Genomic DNA, 14,773 nt, shown 5'->3' on the forward strand with positions numbered 1-14,773 from the left:
CTTTGCTTGTCCATCGGCCACCCGCACGAACGGTCCGTTCATACACAAAGGGACGCGAACGGGCCTGTCACGCTTGAAAACGTGGGCAAAACACTGGCGGCGCCCGTCGGCAAGAAGCCGGCGGGCGCCGCCAGTCGGTGCGGACCACTCGGGCGACCAAGCGTGCAACTCTGGTCGTACCTTCATGGACTCGGCGTCCGGCGTCCCGGTACGCAGTCCCTAGACGACGAGCCTCCCGCGGCGCGCTGCGCGTGGGTACCCGGTGTCCGCACACGGAGATTCGCCGGGGTGGAACAGGCTTCTCTTCTACCTGTTCCCTGGCCGACCGAACGTCCGCACCTACTTTCTACGCCGTGAGCCGGGTCACTTCAAGTGCGCAGACGGGTGCACCGGTACAGAGGCTCGATCTAGTGACACGGGCACCCTCCGCGACGGACAATTCGCGCCCCTGACTGCGAAAACCGGCCCGGTACCGCCGTGTGGGTGTGCGCTCAGCGGGTGCGTTTGCGCCGGTTGTAGCCGTACCAGGTGGCACCCGCGGCGAAGGCGCCGAGCGCGACCAGACCCGCCGACCGCGCGGGGATCCGGGTCCGCAGCGACATCGGGTGCTCGAAGGCGAGGATCTCCCAGCCCTGTTCCGTCGCGTGCTTGCGCAGGACGCGGTCGGGGTTGACCGCGTGCGGCCGCCCGACGACTTCGAGGAGCGGGATGTCGGTGCTCGAGTCGGTGTACGCGTGGCACTGGGTGAGGTCGTAGCCGTACGTCGCCGCAAGCTGCTTCGCGGCGACGGCCTTGTTCTCGCCGTAGCAGTAGAAATCGACTTCGCCCGAGTACCGGCCGTCCACGATCTGCATCCGCGTGGCCACGCTCCGCGTCGCGCCGAGCATTTCGGCGACCGGCGCGACGACTTCCTCGCCGGTCGCCGACAGCACCACGACGTCGTGCCCGTCCGCGCGATGGGACGAGATCAGTTCCGCCGCCTCCGCGTAGACGAGCGGGTCGACGACGTCGTGCAGCGTTTCGCGGACGATCGCGGACACCTGCGCGACGTCCCATCCGGTGCACAGCGCGGAAACCTCGGCTCGCATCCGCTCGGTCTTCGCCGCGTCCGCGCCCGCGAGAGAGAAGACGAGCTGGGCGTACGCACTGCGAAGCGCGGCTCGGCGGTTGATCAGACCTTCGCGCAAAAGCGGCTTGCTGAAGGCCAAAGCGCTCGATGACGCGATGATCGTCTTGTCGAGATCGAAGAACGCCGCGACCTGGCTCGGCGTCGTGCTGGGTCGGTCCACTCGCCAAGGATAGGAGAGTGCGACGGCCGGCCGCCCGTTGGTCGACCACGATCGGGATCCGACGGTGGAAAATTCACGACCGCGTATCCGATCGGGCGCGTCGTGCCGTTATCGAATTGTGGGTACCGGCGCCGCCCGCAACGGGCCGGTATCGGAGTTACAGTGAGAATGTCCGGTGTTGCACCGGGCCCAGGTTCAGTCCGACCCCCCGGGGCTGAACCCCAGGCGGCCCTCGTCCCTCCCCCCTGGCGAGGGCCGCCTCCTATTTTCCCGTCGTGCCAATGGTTCAGACCTTGTCGGCGGCGGAAACCACGGCAGGACAAGGCCGAACCGTCCGTAGTTCGTTAACTTTCCTTTCTCTCAAGGGTTTCTTGTGTTCTTTTCGAGTGCGAGGCCCATAGCGGAGGGGACCGACAGAAATCGAGGGAAACCGGTTTCCCGGAGCGGAGTTGTCCACAACACCCCGGTTGTCCACAGGTGGGAAGGAATGGCGTTGTGCGCCGTGGGAAGCGGCGCGACCGTGGAGTGGTCACCCGAGTCCGACCGAATCACTGGGGGAGTCATGACCGCGGAACATCCGCTCGTCGTCGCCGGAGACGACGTCCTGCTCGACGAGATCCTGCGCGTGGCGGCGGCCGCGGGTTGCGAGGTCGAACGAGCACCCGATCTCGACGCCGCGCGCGGGAGATGGGCCCGCGCGCCGCTCGTGGTGCTCGACGAGGAGGCCGCGAGCGCGCCGAACCGGCTGCTGCGGCGGAACAAGGTCCTGCTCGTCTGCAAGGGCGCGCCGACGCCGGCGACTTGGGAGCGGGCCGTCAACACCGGTTCGGAGAAGGTCCTTTCCCTGCCGGACGAGGAAAGCGACCTCATCGGCGAGTTCGCCGACGTCGTCGACGGGCCGCCGCGGGACGACGGCGTCGTCATCGGGATCATCGGCGGACGAGGCGGGGCCGGGGCTTCCGTGCTTTCGGCCGCCGTCGCGTACCGGGCGGAGAAGTCCGGCACCGGCGGGCTGCTCGTCGACTGCGACCCGCTCGGCGGCGGGGTCGACGTCCTCCTCGCCGCCGAACGCGATCGCGGGCCACGCTGGCCGGAGCTCGAACTCGGCGGCAGGGTCTCCATGACCGCGTTGAGCGAAGCCCTGCCGCGAAAGAAGTACGCGAACGGCTCACTGTCCTTTGTGTCCTATGGCAGGGAAGGAGGCGGGCCGGGGCCCGACGCGATCGAAGGCGTGCTGTGCGCCGGACGGCGCGCGGGCCGGACGGTCGTCTGCGATCTGCCGAGGTATTTCGGCGCCGAGACGTCCACCGTGATCGGGCTGGCCGATCTGGTCGTGGTCGTCGTCCCCGCCGAACTCCGCGCCTGCGCGGCGGCGAAACAGGTCATCGCCAGGATCGAGCCCCACGCGTCACGGATCGGTGTCGCGGTGCGGGGGCCGTCGCCCGCCGGGTTGATCCCGCAAGAGATCGCCGACGCCGTCGGCGTTCCGCTCATCACCTCGATGGGCCGCGAGCGCTCCCTCGCGGCGGCCCTCGACCGCGGCGAGTTCGTCCTGAGGCATCGCGGGCATTTGGCCATCGCCGCCGGCGAAGTCCTCGCGGCCGCGCGAGGGCAGCTGGCCGGTGCCTCGCGATGACCGGCGATCTGGTCGAGCGGGTCCGGCGGCGGCTGGCCGGATCGGCCGTCCCGGCGGATCCGGTGAGCGTCGCGCGGGCCGTCCGCGCCGAAGCCGGTGGCGCGCTCGGGCAGGAGGCCGTCCTCGGAGCGGTCCGGCTCGCCCGCGACGAGTTCGTCGGAGCCGGTCCGTTGGCGCCGCTTCTCGAAAAACCCGGCGTCACCGACGTTCTCGTCACGGCACCCGACGAGGTCTGGACCGACACCGGCGAAGGTATCCGCCTGACGGACGTTCGTTTCGCCGACGAGGAAGCCGTCCGCAGGCTGGCTCAGCGGCTCGCCCTCGCCGGCGGGCGGCGGCTGGACGACGCTCAACCGTTCGCCGACTGCTGGCTGCCGGGCGTGGGGCCGCAAGGCCGGGTCCGCATGCACGCGGTCCTCCCGCCGATAGCTCCCGCCGGGACCGCGCTCTCGCTCCGGGTTCTCCGGCCCGCCACCCATGATCTCGCCGAACTCCGGCTGCGCGGGGCGTTCGGCACCAGCGGCGCCGACCTGCTCGGTTCGGTCATCCGGCGACGGCTCGCGTTCCTGGTGTCCGGTGGGACAGGGGCGGGGAAGACGACCCTGCTTTCCGCGTTGCTCGGCGCGGTGCCCCCGGCCGAACGCATCGTCTGTGTCGAAGACGCCGGAGAACTTCAACCGGACCATCCGCAGTTCGTCAGCCTGCTCACCCGCCCGGCGAACGTCGAGGGCGCGGGCGAGGTCGGGCTGAGCGAGCTGGTACGGCAGGCGTTGCGCATGCGTCCGGACCGGCTGGTCGTCGGCGAAGTGCGCGGTGGCGAGGTCATCGCGTTGCTCAACGCCATGAACACCGGGCACGAGGGCGGCGGCTGCACCGTGCACGCCAATTCGCCGGAAGACGTCCCCGCGCGGTTGGAGGCGCTGGCCGCGCTCGGCGGGTTGAAACGGGACGCCCTGCACAGCCAGCTGACCGCGGCGATACGCGTGGTCCTGCACATGCGCCGCCTGCCGAGCGGGATCCGGCGGCTGGACGAGGTCGGCGTCCTCCGGTCCTTCCGAGGCGAGGCCAAGGTCGTCCCGGTCTGGAGCAAGGGCGCCTGGATCGGCGACGAGACGCCGTTCGAGGAGATGGCGGCGTGAACCCGTGGTTCCTCCTCTCCTGGGGTGCGGGTCTCGCCTGCTGGCCGAAGCCGATGGCGCGCACTCCGATCGCCTGGCGGCTGCCTCGCGCCGTCCGGACGGGCTGGTGGCCGCTCCCCGCGCTGGCTCTGTCCTTCGTGGGAATCGGCTGGGCGGTGGCGACGCTGGTGCTCACCTTGGCCGTCCGCCAGGAATACCGGTGGCGGGCGCGAGAGAAGGCGGCGCTGGCCGAAGCCGAACTCACGGCGTCCGTGCTGCGGACCATGATCGGTGAGCTCCGGGCAGGTGCCCATCCGGTCGCCGCGGCCGAAGCCACCGCGGAGGCGGTGCCCGCGGCGTCCGAGCGCTTGCGCGGACTCATCGCGGCCGCCCGGTTCGGTGGTGACATCGCCACCGAACCGGACGCGCCACCGGCGCTGGCGACCGCGTGGACGCTCGCGAACCGCTTCGGGCTCCCGATGGCCGAGGTGCTCGATGCCGCGCGACGGGACGCCGAGGCGGAGATCGGTTTCCGCCGTCGTCTCAAAGCCAAGATGGCGGGCCCTCGGGCGAGTGCCGCCGTGCTCGCGGTCCTCCCGCTCATGTGTCTGCTGCTCGGCGAGGCGATGGGGGCCGGGCCGGTCCACGCCCTCACCGGGACGGCCGCCGGTCAGCTGTCGCTCGTCGTGGGCAGCGGGCTGATCTGGGCGGGTACGGCCTGGTGCCGGGCCCTCACCGGGCGGGTGGCGCCGTGCTGACCGGGGCGGCCCTGATCCTGCTGGGCGGTGCCGTCTTCTGCTGGCCGCGAGTCACCCCTATGGCTGCAGAGCGCCCCGGATGGCTCCGGCCGCGGGAAGGAAGGCCTCGCGACAAAGGCGTCTCCGAACTCCTTCGGTCCGCGGCCACCCTCGACCTGCTGGCCGCCTGCCTGGCCGGTGGGCTGCCGGTACCCGTCGCGCTCGAAGCCGTCGGGCCGACCGCGTCACCGCAGACCGCGGCGGCACTGCGCTCGGTGGCGTCGCACCTCGCCGTGGGCGTCGGACCGGCGGAAGCCTGGGCCCCGGTCCGCGACCGGCCCGGCTTGACCGAGCTGTCCGTCGCCGCGGTTCGTACGGCGAGGGCGGGCACCGCGCTCGCCGCCCACGCGAAGGACCTCGCGCGAAGACTGCGCGAGTCGCTCTCCGCCGAAGCCGAGGAACGAGCCGAACGGGCCGGGGTGCTGCTGGCGGCACCGATCGGCCTCTGCTTTCTCCCCGCGTTCCTCTGCCTCGGTGTCCTGCCCGTCGTGCTCGGCCTGGCCGGCCGTCTCGACTTCCTCTGACTGAAAGGCGATCCCATGTACAAGCTCCCCACCTTCCAAGAAGACGACGGTATGACGACGGTCGAGTACGCCATCGGCACCTTGGCCGCCGCCGGGTTGGCGGCCCTCCTCTATCTGGTCGTCACCAGCGACGCCGTCTCCGCCGGGCTCACCGCACTCATCGAGCGGGCCCTGTCGGTGAAGTTCTGATGGCCGACCGCGGCTCCGTCACGGTCGAGGCGGCGCTCGGCATCGGCGCGCTGACCTTCGTATCGGCCTTGCTGTTCGCCGGGATCGGAGTCGCATCCGATCAGCTCCGCTGCACCGACGCCGCCCGGGAGGCGGCCAGGCTCCTCGCCCGGGGTCAGCCCGCCCGTGCCGAACAGGCGGTGCGGGAGATCGCACCGTCCGGCGCTCGGCTGGACGTCGTCCGCGAAGGCGACTCGATCACCGTCGGCGTCGAGGCCGAACCGGTGGCCGGGCTCCTGCCGGGTATCCGGCTGCACTCCCGTGCCTTCGCCTTCGCCGAGCCTGGGAGCGGGCCATGACCTCGGACGACCGCGGGGTCGCGACCGTGTGGACGGCCTCGATCGTCGCGGTGCTGGTCTGCGCGGCGGCGTTCGTCTTCTGGATCGGCGCCGCCGTCACGGCCCGGCACCGCGCCGAGGCCGCCGCCGATCTGGCCGCGCTCGCGGCCGCCTCGCACGCGACGGAGGGGCCCGGTGCGGCCTGCGAACGGGCACGGGAGGTCGCCGTCCGGATGTCGGTCACGCTGCTCACCTGCCGGTGGGAGCGTGGCGATGCCCTGGTCGAGGTGCGTTCGGAGCCGTCGGGACGGCCGGCGGTCACCGGACGGGCGGAGGCACGGGCCAGGGCGGGGCCGGTCGACCGGTCACCGTGACGTGCGTCGCACGACGAACGGTCGTCCGGTGGTGACCGGCCGGTAGTACGCGTGAGTAACCGCTCGGCGCGAGCAGCGGTCGTTGCCGCACGGCGAGCGGTCGAAGCCATGATCAGCTCGCCGCCGAACGGCCGCCCGCCGTTCGGCGTGAGCGCCGTCACGTGGGGCGGAAGCCCAGGTCGGCTGCGACGAACGGCCCTGGACCGGTCGTGCACGCCCGTTAATCGGACGTCCGGCGTTCGGTCCGTCCGGTCGCACTACCGCGCGTTCATCGCTAAGTAACCACCGGTTGTCGCGTGAGGTCTTCTCCCGATGTGCAACTTGCCGTTTATTGAGATGTGCGCCACCTCGAGAAGGTCGCCGGGTAGCGCGGAGCAGAACCGACACAGGACAGAGTTGACCTGAGGCAGGGACGGGAATGTTGGACGCGAATTGGCCGGACAGCTGGCGGGGCGCCTTCCGCATCGAGATGCGGGCGGAGGCGATCGGCCTCGCGTGGCGTGGCTGGCCGGTGCTCCCGGGCGCGGAGCCCGCCGCGATCACCGCCGACGGTGACGACCTCACCTGGCGCCGTCCCGTCCCGGCGCAGGACAACTGGCGCGAACTGACCGAGACCCACCCGCACGAGGTCGCCACCTGGTTCGGCGACGACACGCACAGCCTGCTCGTGGCCACCGGCACCGTGCTCGACGCCATCGAGGTCGACGACGAGCTCGGCAAGGCAGCCGCCCGCCTGCTGCGCGCCACCGGTCACCCCGCCCCGATCGTCGCGATGCCGAACGGCCGCTGGCTGTTCCTCACCACTGTCGCCACGAGCATCCCGCGGGAACTGGCCGACCAGGCCTCGATCCAGTGGCACGGCGCGAACGGCTACATCCCGCTGCCCCCGTCGCCGTTCCAGCACGGTGTCGTGCACTGGCGGGTCAAGCCCGAGGTCTGGGGCTGGCAGCTGCCCGAGGCCACCGAGGTGCACGACGTGCTCGTCCGTGCGCTGGCCGGTGACCGGACCGTCGCCCCCGTGGCGACCCTGAGCACCGCCGCCTGATCAACCCACAATTTCAAACCACCAAGTGGCCGGACACGGACCCGTGCTGACGCAAAGCCCCGAGCACGGTGTCCAGAACGGCCACTGCCCCCGCCTTGTCCAGCGGATCGTTGCCGTTCCCGCACTTCGGCGACTGGACGCAGGACGGGCAGCCGGCCGGGCACTCGCAGGAAACGATCGCCTCCCGCGTTGCGGCCAGCCAAGGGACAATCGCGGCAAATCCGCGGTCGGCGAATCCCGCACCCCCGGGATGGCCATCGTGCACGAACACCGTCGCCTCCCCGGTGTCTTCGTGCCACGCGGTCGACACCCCGCCAATGTCCCAGCGGTCGCACGTAGCGAACAGCGGTAGCAGGCCGATCGCCGCGTGCTCGGCGGCATGCAGGGCACCGGGGACGCGCGCCGGATCCAACTCGGCGCTCGTCCCCGGTGTCCCGCCAAGTTCCTCGGTCCCCATCCTGGAGCCTCCGGTCCCCACCGGCTCCAGAGCTTCGGTCCCCGTCCGATGGCCCCCGGTCCCCGCCACACCATCGGACACACCGAGCAGCTCCGCCGAGATCGTGTACCAGACGGCGCGGGTGTGCAGGCTCTGCTCCGGCAGATCCAGCGGAGTCTGATCCAGCACCTCGCCGGACGGGCGCCGCCGCAAGTAGCCGACCACTTGCGAGCTGACCGACACCTCGCCGAGGTTCACCGTGACCCCGCCGTGCACGCTGGTCTCTTCGGTGCGCAGCACGCTGATGTCGACGATCTCGCGCGGTGACGTGGTCCAGTCCGGATCCTCCGCGTGCACCAGCGCGAGCCCGGTCTCCAGGTCGAGTTCGTCGACCACATAGGACGAACCCTGGTGCAGGTACACCGCGCCGGGATGCACCGCGTAGCAGGCGGAACCCGGGTCGACGGTGCCGAGCATGCGGCCCGAATCGGCCTCCACCACGGCGATCTGCTCACCGCCGGAGCCGCGGATGCCGACCTCGGCGTGCGGCCGGTCGCGCGAAGTCCAGTACCAGCCGCTCGGCCGGCGCCGGACGATCTTCTCCTTGACCAGATCGGCGAGCACGGCACGCGCCGCGTCGCCGCCGAAGGCCGCGACCTCCGGCTCGGTCAACGGGAGTTCGGCGATGGCGCACGCCAGTTGCGGCCCGAGGACATACGGATTCGACGGGTCGAGGACGGCGGCTTCCACCGGCCGGTCCAGGATCGCGGCCGGATGGTGCACGAGGTAGGTGTCCAGCGGATCGTCCCTGGCCACGAACACGACCAGCGCCGCGTCTCCCGCGCGCCCGGCCCGGCCCGCCTGCTGCCAGAACGACGCGAGCGTGCCCGGGTACCCGGCCAGCACCACAGCGTCCAGCCCCGCGATGTCGACGCCGAGTTCGAGCGCGTTCGTCGTCGCGACGCCGAGCAACCGCCGGGACAGCAACGCCGCTTCGAGGGCGCGCCGCTCCTCCGGCAGGTAACCGGAGCGGTACGCGGCCACGGATTCCGCCAAGGAACCGTCCACTTCGGACAGAATGCGCCGGGCGCCGAGCGCGGTCAGCTCCGCGCCTCGCCGCGACCGGACGAACGCCAGCGAACGAGCGCCTTCGATGACCAGTTCGGCGAGGATGCGGGAAGCCTCGGCACCCGCCGAACGCCGCACCGGTGCCCCGTTCTCGCCCGAGAGTTCCGACAGCAGTGGGGGTTCCCACAACGCGACCGTGCGGGCGCCGCGGGGCGAGCCGTCCTCGGTGACCGGGACACAGTCCTGCCCGGTGAGCTTCACCGCGAACGCCGCCGGATCCGCCGTCGTCGCCGACGCGAGGACGAAGACCGGCGAAGCGCCGTAGTACGCCGCGACCCTTCGCAGCCTGCGCAGCAGCAGTGCCACGTGCGAACCGAAGACCCCGCGATAGCTGTGGCATTCGTCGACGACGACGAACGCGAGCCGCCGGAAGAACCGTGACCAGCGCGCGTGCGACGAAAGGATCCCGCGGTGCAGCATGTCCGGGTTCGTGAACACCCAGTTCGCGTGCGCGCGGACCCAGTCCCGCTCCTCCAACGGGGTGTCGCCGTCGAACGACGCCGCCCGCGCCTTCTTTATGTCCAAAGAGGACACCGCGCGCAACTGGTCCGCGCCGAGCGCCTTGGTCGGCGACAGGTACAGCGCCGAGGCGCGCTCGTCCTCGACCAAAGCCGAAAGCACCGGCAACTGGTACGCGAGCGACTTGCCCGACGCCGTGCCGGTGGAGATCACCACGTGCTCGCCCGCGCGGGCCAGCGACGCCGCTTCCACCTGATGCCGCCATGGCGCCTTGACGCCGTTCGCCCTCAGCGCCTCGACGACCGGGGCCGCCGCCCACTCCGGCCAGTCGACCGAATCCGCCGGACGGGCGGGCAGCTCGGCCACATGGGTGACCGGGTACAGCGAAGCCGGGATCCCCGCCGTCGCGCGGTCGAGAAGCCGCCGGCCCTTGCCGGGTCGCACCGTGCCGTCCACCTTCCGAGCTTCGCACAGCGCACCGACAGAAACGGGCCGCCGCCGAACGGACCGGGCACTGGAAGCGGCCGTCGATGATCGATAAAGTGACCAGCCTCACAAGGTAACGGAACGTGCGGTGGCGGGGACGCCTTGCCGTCCGCCATCCCACTACCAATACACTCCCGCAATCCACACCGACTGTGGCGAGCGTCATGTGAGACGTGCCTTGCAGTGCGACTAGCGTGACGTTCGGTTCAGTTCCCCCATGCCAGCGTCGGCACGCCGGTTCCATCGGCGGATCGTCGTTGGCCAACGGCGACGTCTCCAGGAGGACGAATGTCCCGGCAGTTCCTCGCGGAGGGCGAACTCACGCTCTCCGGAGGTGGTTACACCATCGTCGGTGTAATCGCCGTGGTCGCCCTTGCCGCACTGGTCATCGGCTACGTTCTGCTCAAGGAGGTGCTGGCCGCCGGCCAGGGCACCACCAAGATGCAGGACATCGCGAAGGCAGTGCAGGAAGGCGCGGCTGCCTATCTGAAACGGCAGCGCAACACCCTCGCGATCTTCGGTGCGATCGTGTTCGTACTGCTCTTCGCCTTGCCGGCCGATGACTGGAACGAAAAGATCGGCAGGTCGATCTTCTTCCTGGTCGGCGCGGCGTTCTCCTTCGCGATCGGCTATCTCGGCATGTGGCTGGCGACGCAGGCGAACCTGCGCGTCGCGGCCGCTTCGCGGGAGGAAGGCGGTCGCGAAAAGGCGATGCGCGTGGCCTTCCGCACCGGTGGCGTGGTCGGCATGATCACCGTCGGTCTCGGCCTCTTCGGCGCCGCGGTGGTCGTCCTCGTCTACACCGGACAGGCCCCGAAGGTGTTGGAGGGCTTCGGTTTCGGTGCCGCGCTGATCGCGATGTTCATGCGTGTCGGCGGCGGTATCTTCACGAAGGCCGCCGACGTCGGCGCGGACCTGGTCGGCAAGGTCGAGCAGGGCATCCCCGAGGACGACCCGCGCAACGCGGCCACCATCGCCGACAACGTCGGTGACAACGTGGGCGACTGCGCCGGGATGGCGGCGGACCTCTTCGAGTCGTACGCGGTCATGCTCGTGGCGGCGCTGATCCTGGGTAGCACCGCCTTCGGCGTGCACGGCCTGATCTTCCCGCTCATCGTTCCCGCCATCGGCGTGATCACCGCGGTCATCGGTGTCTACATCACCAAGGCCAAAGCGGGCGAAGGCGGTCTGGTCACGATCAACCGCTCCTTCTACATCTCCGCCGGTATTTCCGCGGTGCTCTCGACGATCGCGGCGTTCGTCTACCTGCCCGGTTCGTTCTCCGAGCTGACCGGCGGCGCCACCAACGAGTCCGGGAACCCGGCGGTCATCGCGACCGTCTCGGTCATCATCGGCATCGTGCTCGCGGCGGTCATCCTCAAGCTCACCGGCTACTACACCGGCACCGAGCACAAGCCGGTCAAGGAGGTCGGCAAGTCCTCGAAAACCGGTGCTGCGACAGTGATCCTGGCCGGTATCTCGGTCGGTTTCGAGTCCGCCGTGTACACCGCGCTGGTCATCGGCGCGGCGGTGTTCGGCGCGTACCTGCTCGGCGGCGGCGTCGCGCTGTTCGCCGTGGCGCTGGCCGGTACCGGTCTGCTCACCACCGTCGGCGTCATCGTCGCGATGGACACCTTCGGCCCGGTTTCGGACAACGCGCAGGGCATCGCGGAGATGTCGGGCGACGTCGACGAAGACGCCGCGCAGATCCTCACCGAGCTCGACGCGGTCGGCAACACCACCAAGGCCATCACCAAGGGCATCGCGATCGCCACGGCGGTCCTCGCGGCGACGGCGTTGTTCGGGTCCTACCAGGACGCGATCAGCAAGGCGCTGAAGTCGATCCCGGAAGCGGCGGAAGCCAGCATGTCGACGCTGAACTTCTTCGTGAACACGGTGGTCAGCCCGAACACCCTGGTCGGCGTGATCGTCGGTGCCGCGGTCGTGTTCCTGTTCTCCGGTCTCGCGGTCAACGCGGTGTCCCGTGCCGCCGGCGCGGTCGTCTACGAAGTGCGCCGCCAGTTCCGCGACATCCCGGGGATCATGGAGGGCACCACCCGTCCCGAGTACGGCCGGGTCGTCGACATCGTCACGCGCGATTCGCTGCGTGAGCTGACCACGCCCGGTCTGCTCGCGGTCTTCGCCCCCATCGCGGTCGGCTTCGGCCTCGGCACCGGCGCGCTCGCCGGTTACCTGGCCGGTGCGATCGCGACCGGCACCCTGATGGCGATCTTCCTCGCCAACTCCGGTGGCGCCTGGGACAACGCGAAGAAGCTCGTGGAGGACGGCAACCACGGCGGCAAGGGTTCGGACGCGCACGAGGCCACCATCATCGGTGACACCGTGGGCGACCCGTTCAAGGACACCGCCGGTCCCGCGATCAACCCGTTGATCAAGGTGATGAACCTGGTGTCGGTGCTGATCGCCCCGGCGATCGTGCAGTTCTCGATCGGCCCGGACGCCAACGTCGGCATCCGCATCGCGATCTCGCTGGTCGCCGTCGCGATCATCGTCGCGGCGATCGTGGTCTCCAAGCGCCGCGAGTCGGTTCTTTCCGACACCCCCGCGGAAGCGAAGGCATAACGCCGGGACAGTTCCCGCCGCCGGGCCCGCCACGATTTCCCGTGGCGGGCCCGGCGTGTGTCTAATATCTGCGCGTCACGCCGATCCGATCCGGGGGAGTCCCGCCATGAGGCGTTCGATCGTCCTGTTCGCCGCCGTTTTCCTGCTGGCGGGCTGTGGTGGCGCCGCTTCGCCTTCTTCTCCCGCTCCGGCGGCGGGCAGCGCCTGGATGGACGGTTTCTGCGGTTCGTTGCTCGACTTCGCCAAGATCGGCGATTTCACGATGCCCGAGTTCGAGCAGAACGACGTCGCGAGCGCGCGGAAGGTGATGGACGAGGCCTTCGGGGTGTTCGCGCCCGGCTTCGACAACGCGGTCACCGGTTTGGGGAAGCTGGGCCAGGCGCCGAGCGCGGAGGCCGAAGAGGTGCGCAAGAGCATCGTCGACGCGCTGACGCCGATCCGGGACGAGGTACTCGCCGCGAAGGCGGCACTCGACGCCGCGCCGAAGGACGACAAGAAGGCCGTGACGGACGCCGCGGCGTCGTTCCGGCGAATCGGTTCCCGGATGAACGACATGCCCGACCCGTTCCAGCGGCTGGAATCGAACGTTTCGTTGAAAACACTGGCCGCGCAGGCCCCGAACTGCGAAAAGCTGCCTTCTTGACCGTTCTTTCCGCCACGTTGATTTGCATTGCCCCCCGGTATCGGTACCGTCGGGGGCCAGCCGGGAAGTCGTCAGGTCGGGAGGTGTTTTCGTGCGGCCGCGGTTCACCGTCCTTGCCGCGCTAGCAACAGGTATCGGACTCGGCCTCGCCGGGTGCGGGCAGCAGCCCGCGGTGACTTCCCACGCCAGACAAGAAGGTCTCGCGACGGTCAGCGCGTCGGAGGCCGACCCCACCTCCGCTTGGGCGGAGGCGTACTGCGGCGCGGCGGGCGGACTCGTCCGGACGCTGGCGACGCTGCCCAGCGTCGATCCGAGCACGCCTCAGCAGGCTTCGCGTACCTCCAGCGAGCTGATGCTCTCGGTGGTCGAAGGGCTGGATCGCACCTCCGCCGCGCTCGAGAACCTCGGCCCGGCACCCGTCGACGGCGGCGACACCTCGCGTTTGGCGGCGGTCGCCCAGCTCGGCGGCATCCGTGCCCGCGCCGACGACGTCCGCCATCGTCTCGACTCCTCAACCGACCCCGAGGCGACGAAGGCCGCGCTTCGCGACGCGAGGACCTCGCTCGACGAACTGGACCGCCTTGACCTTCTCAGGGGCCTTAACGACGTGCCTCAGCTCGCCGCGGCGAGCAGCCGGATCCCGGTTTGCCAGGAATTGGTGAAACAACCTCGCTGAGTCACCGCCCGATCACTGGCCATGAGTCGAACTTGTGTTCTATTCTGTCCGGGTGGACGGGACGATCTCGCTCTTCTCGGCGGAGGCGAGCGGGCCTGAGCTCGCCGACCTCGCCGGGATGCTGTGCGGGCCCGGGCGGATGACGGGCTTCGGGCGGACGGCCGGGCGGCTGTCCGCCGTGGTCGACGAGCCGTGGCGAGCGGGTGCCCTCGCCAGGGAATGCCGTCGGCGCGGCGTCCAGGCGCAGGTCTCGGCCGCCGAATGCGGGCGGCCGCTCGTACGGACGCCGTTCCGGGTCGATCTGCTGCCGCTGGAGCAGCGGTGGAACCGTGGTGAAGAGAAGGTCCTGCCGGAGGGTTTCCGGCTCGACGGGGCCATGTTGAGGATGTGGGCACTGGCGGCGGGCAGCCCCCAGGGCAACGGCTACCTGCTCGCGCTCGATCCGGCGGCCCCGGAGACGCACGAGCGGCTGATCGGGGCGCTCGCGCAGCTGGGCGTGCCCGCCAAAGCGCAGAAGGGCGAGGACGCGCTGCTCCGGGTCACCGGACGGCGGCGGCTCGCGCACGTCCTCGAGCTGATCGGGGACGCCCCCGCGGGTGCCGAGCCCGCCTGGCCGAGCTTGGTGCCCGCGGTGCGCGCCGTCTGAAGCCGCTCGGTCGCGTGGGTCGTGAGTGGCGTTTCGTGTTCTAACCCGAATCGCCACTCACGACCACGTGGCGCCGCACTCACGTGACCGGGACCGGAACTCGCGTGATCGGGACCGGAACTCGCGTGATTGAAGGCGGATCTCGCGTGATCAGGGCGGAACACGTGAGTGTGGTGTCCAAGCACGCGAGTTCCGTGCCTGATCACGTGAGTCACGTCTCTGATCACGCGAGTTCCGGTTTTGCGCACGCCGCGCCCTGTGTGGCACGGACTTCGGACCGGTAGGTACAGAGGACAGGGGCGGCTCTGACCCGAATCGCCAACGCGAGGTCAGGCGGGGCTTCGCGTGATTGAACGGACAGCACGTGTGATCAGGCGGACGACACACGTGCCCAGATGGACGCCACTGGAGTTGCCCCCGGATGGCG

At 70.2% G+C, this 14,773-nt stretch carries 14 protein-coding genes; 12 read left to right on the forward strand and 2 right to left on the reverse strand.

Going from position 1 to position 14,773, the window contains the following annotated elements:
* Positions 1-491: 491 nt before the first annotated feature.
* Positions 492-1,289, reverse strand: coding sequence for an HAD family hydrolase (locus tag AVR91_RS32035; protein WP_016337846.1), 798 nt, complete (start codon positions 1,287-1,289; stop codon positions 492-494).
* A gap of 562 nt (positions 1,290-1,851) precedes the next feature.
* On the opposite strand from AVR91_RS32035, the gene ssd reads away from it, so the two are divergent.
* The 8 genes from ssd to AVR91_RS32075 all read left to right on the forward strand — a co-directional run bounded on the left by ssd (position 1,852) and on the right by AVR91_RS32075 (position 7,289).
* Positions 1,852-2,925 carry a septum site-determining protein Ssd gene (ssd, locus tag AVR91_RS32040; protein ID WP_063273870.1) on the forward strand — a complete coding sequence of 358 codons (1,074 nt, stop codon included), beginning with the start codon at positions 1,852-1,854 and terminating at the stop codon, positions 2,923-2,925.
* A complete protein-coding gene (locus AVR91_RS32045; RefSeq protein ID WP_063273869.1) occupies positions 2,922-4,064 on the forward strand; it encodes a TadA family conjugal transfer-associated ATPase in 1,143 nt (380 codons plus the stop codon). Before ssd ends, AVR91_RS32045 begins: the two co-directional genes overlap by 4 nt.
* Positions 4,061-4,801 (forward strand): type II secretion system F family protein, encoded by a 741-nt coding sequence (locus AVR91_RS32050; protein ID WP_083737800.1) that lies wholly within the window; start codon positions 4,061-4,063, stop codon positions 4,799-4,801. The genes AVR91_RS32045 and AVR91_RS32050 overlap by 4 nt, the downstream gene beginning before the upstream one ends.
* Positions 4,795-5,364, forward strand: coding sequence for a type II secretion system F family protein (locus AVR91_RS32055; protein ID WP_063273895.1), 570 nt, complete (start codon positions 4,795-4,797; stop codon positions 5,362-5,364). Before AVR91_RS32050 ends, AVR91_RS32055 begins: the two co-directional genes overlap by 7 nt.
* Before the next feature lie 15 nt (positions 5,365-5,379).
* The gene (locus AVR91_RS32060; RefSeq protein WP_072029636.1) at positions 5,380-5,553 is read left to right on the forward strand and encodes a DUF4244 domain-containing protein; all 174 of its coding nucleotides are present in this window, start codon (positions 5,380-5,382) and stop codon (positions 5,551-5,553) included.
* Positions 5,553-5,891 (forward strand): TadE family type IV pilus minor pilin, encoded by a 339-nt coding sequence (locus AVR91_RS32065; protein WP_063273868.1) that lies wholly within the window; start codon positions 5,553-5,555, stop codon positions 5,889-5,891. Before AVR91_RS32060 ends, AVR91_RS32065 begins: the two co-directional genes overlap by 1 nt.
* Positions 5,888-6,244, forward strand: coding sequence for an Rv3654c family TadE-like protein (locus AVR91_RS32070; RefSeq protein ID WP_063273867.1), 357 nt, complete (start codon positions 5,888-5,890; stop codon positions 6,242-6,244). The genes AVR91_RS32065 and AVR91_RS32070 overlap by 4 nt, the downstream gene beginning before the upstream one ends.
* 418 nt (positions 6,245-6,662) lie before the next feature.
* On the forward strand, positions 6,663-7,289 hold the full coding sequence (locus AVR91_RS32075) for a bifunctional DNA primase/polymerase (protein WP_063273866.1): 627 nt from the start codon (positions 6,663-6,665) through the stop codon (positions 7,287-7,289).
* 13 nt (positions 7,290-7,302) lie between these two features.
* Here AVR91_RS32075 and AVR91_RS32080 read toward each other — a convergent pair whose 3' ends face one another.
* Positions 7,303-9,768 (reverse strand): DEAD/DEAH box helicase, encoded by a 2,466-nt coding sequence (locus AVR91_RS32080; protein ID WP_063273865.1) that lies wholly within the window; start codon positions 9,766-9,768, stop codon positions 7,303-7,305.
* A 318-nt stretch (positions 9,769-10,086) separates the two neighbouring features.
* Between AVR91_RS32080 and AVR91_RS32085 the strand changes: the two genes are divergently transcribed.
* The 4 genes from AVR91_RS32085 (at position 10,087) to AVR91_RS32100 (ending at position 14,346) form a co-directional block, all read left to right on the forward strand.
* Positions 10,087-12,381: a sodium-translocating pyrophosphatase gene (locus tag AVR91_RS32085; RefSeq protein WP_063273864.1), complete on the forward strand. Its 2,295-nt coding sequence runs from the start codon at positions 10,087-10,089 to the stop codon at positions 12,379-12,381.
* A gap of 106 nt (positions 12,382-12,487) precedes the next feature.
* Complete coding sequence (locus tag AVR91_RS32090; RefSeq protein WP_228709402.1) at positions 12,488-13,024, forward strand: hypothetical protein; 537 nt, start codon at positions 12,488-12,490, stop codon at positions 13,022-13,024.
* A 91-nt stretch (positions 13,025-13,115) separates the two neighbouring features.
* Complete coding sequence (locus tag AVR91_RS32095) at positions 13,116-13,700, forward strand: hypothetical protein (protein WP_063273863.1); 585 nt, start codon at positions 13,116-13,118, stop codon at positions 13,698-13,700.
* Positions 13,701-13,734: 34 nt separating this feature from the next.
* Positions 13,735-14,346, forward strand: coding sequence for a hypothetical protein (locus AVR91_RS32100; RefSeq protein ID WP_063273862.1), 612 nt, complete (start codon positions 13,735-13,737; stop codon positions 14,344-14,346).
* The last annotated feature ends 427 nt before the right edge of the window (positions 14,347-14,773 follow it).

It is taken from the genome of Amycolatopsis keratiniphila subsp. keratiniphila (genome assembly GCF_001620365.2).
Classification (GTDB): domain Bacteria; phylum Actinomycetota; class Actinomycetes; order Mycobacteriales; family Pseudonocardiaceae; genus Amycolatopsis; species Amycolatopsis keratiniphila.

Bases quoted from the DNA above. Each gene is read 5' to 3' on its own strand.
- ssd (WP_063273870.1), top strand. From the start codon at position 1,852: ATGACCGCGGAACATCCGCTCGTCGTCGCCGGAGACGACGTCCTGCTC.
- AVR91_RS32045 (WP_063273869.1), top strand. From the start codon at position 2,922: ATGACCGGCGATCTGGTCGAGCGGGTCCGGCGGCGGCTGGCCGGATCG.
- AVR91_RS32060 (WP_072029636.1), top strand. From the start codon at position 5,380: ATGTACAAGCTCCCCACCTTCCAAGAAGACGACGGTATGACGACGGTC.
- AVR91_RS32065 (WP_063273868.1), top strand. From the start codon at position 5,553: ATGGCCGACCGCGGCTCCGTCACGGTCGAGGCGGCGCTCGGCATCGGC.
- AVR91_RS32070 (WP_063273867.1), top strand. From the start codon at position 5,888: ATGACCTCGGACGACCGCGGGGTCGCGACCGTGTGGACGGCCTCGATC.
- AVR91_RS32075 (WP_063273866.1), top strand. From the start codon at position 6,663: ATGTTGGACGCGAATTGGCCGGACAGCTGGCGGGGCGCCTTCCGCATC.
- AVR91_RS32085 (WP_063273864.1), top strand. From the start codon at position 10,087: ATGTCCCGGCAGTTCCTCGCGGAGGGCGAACTCACGCTCTCCGGAGGT.
- AVR91_RS32090 (WP_228709402.1), top strand. From the start codon at position 12,488: ATGAGGCGTTCGATCGTCCTGTTCGCCGCCGTTTTCCTGCTGGCGGGC.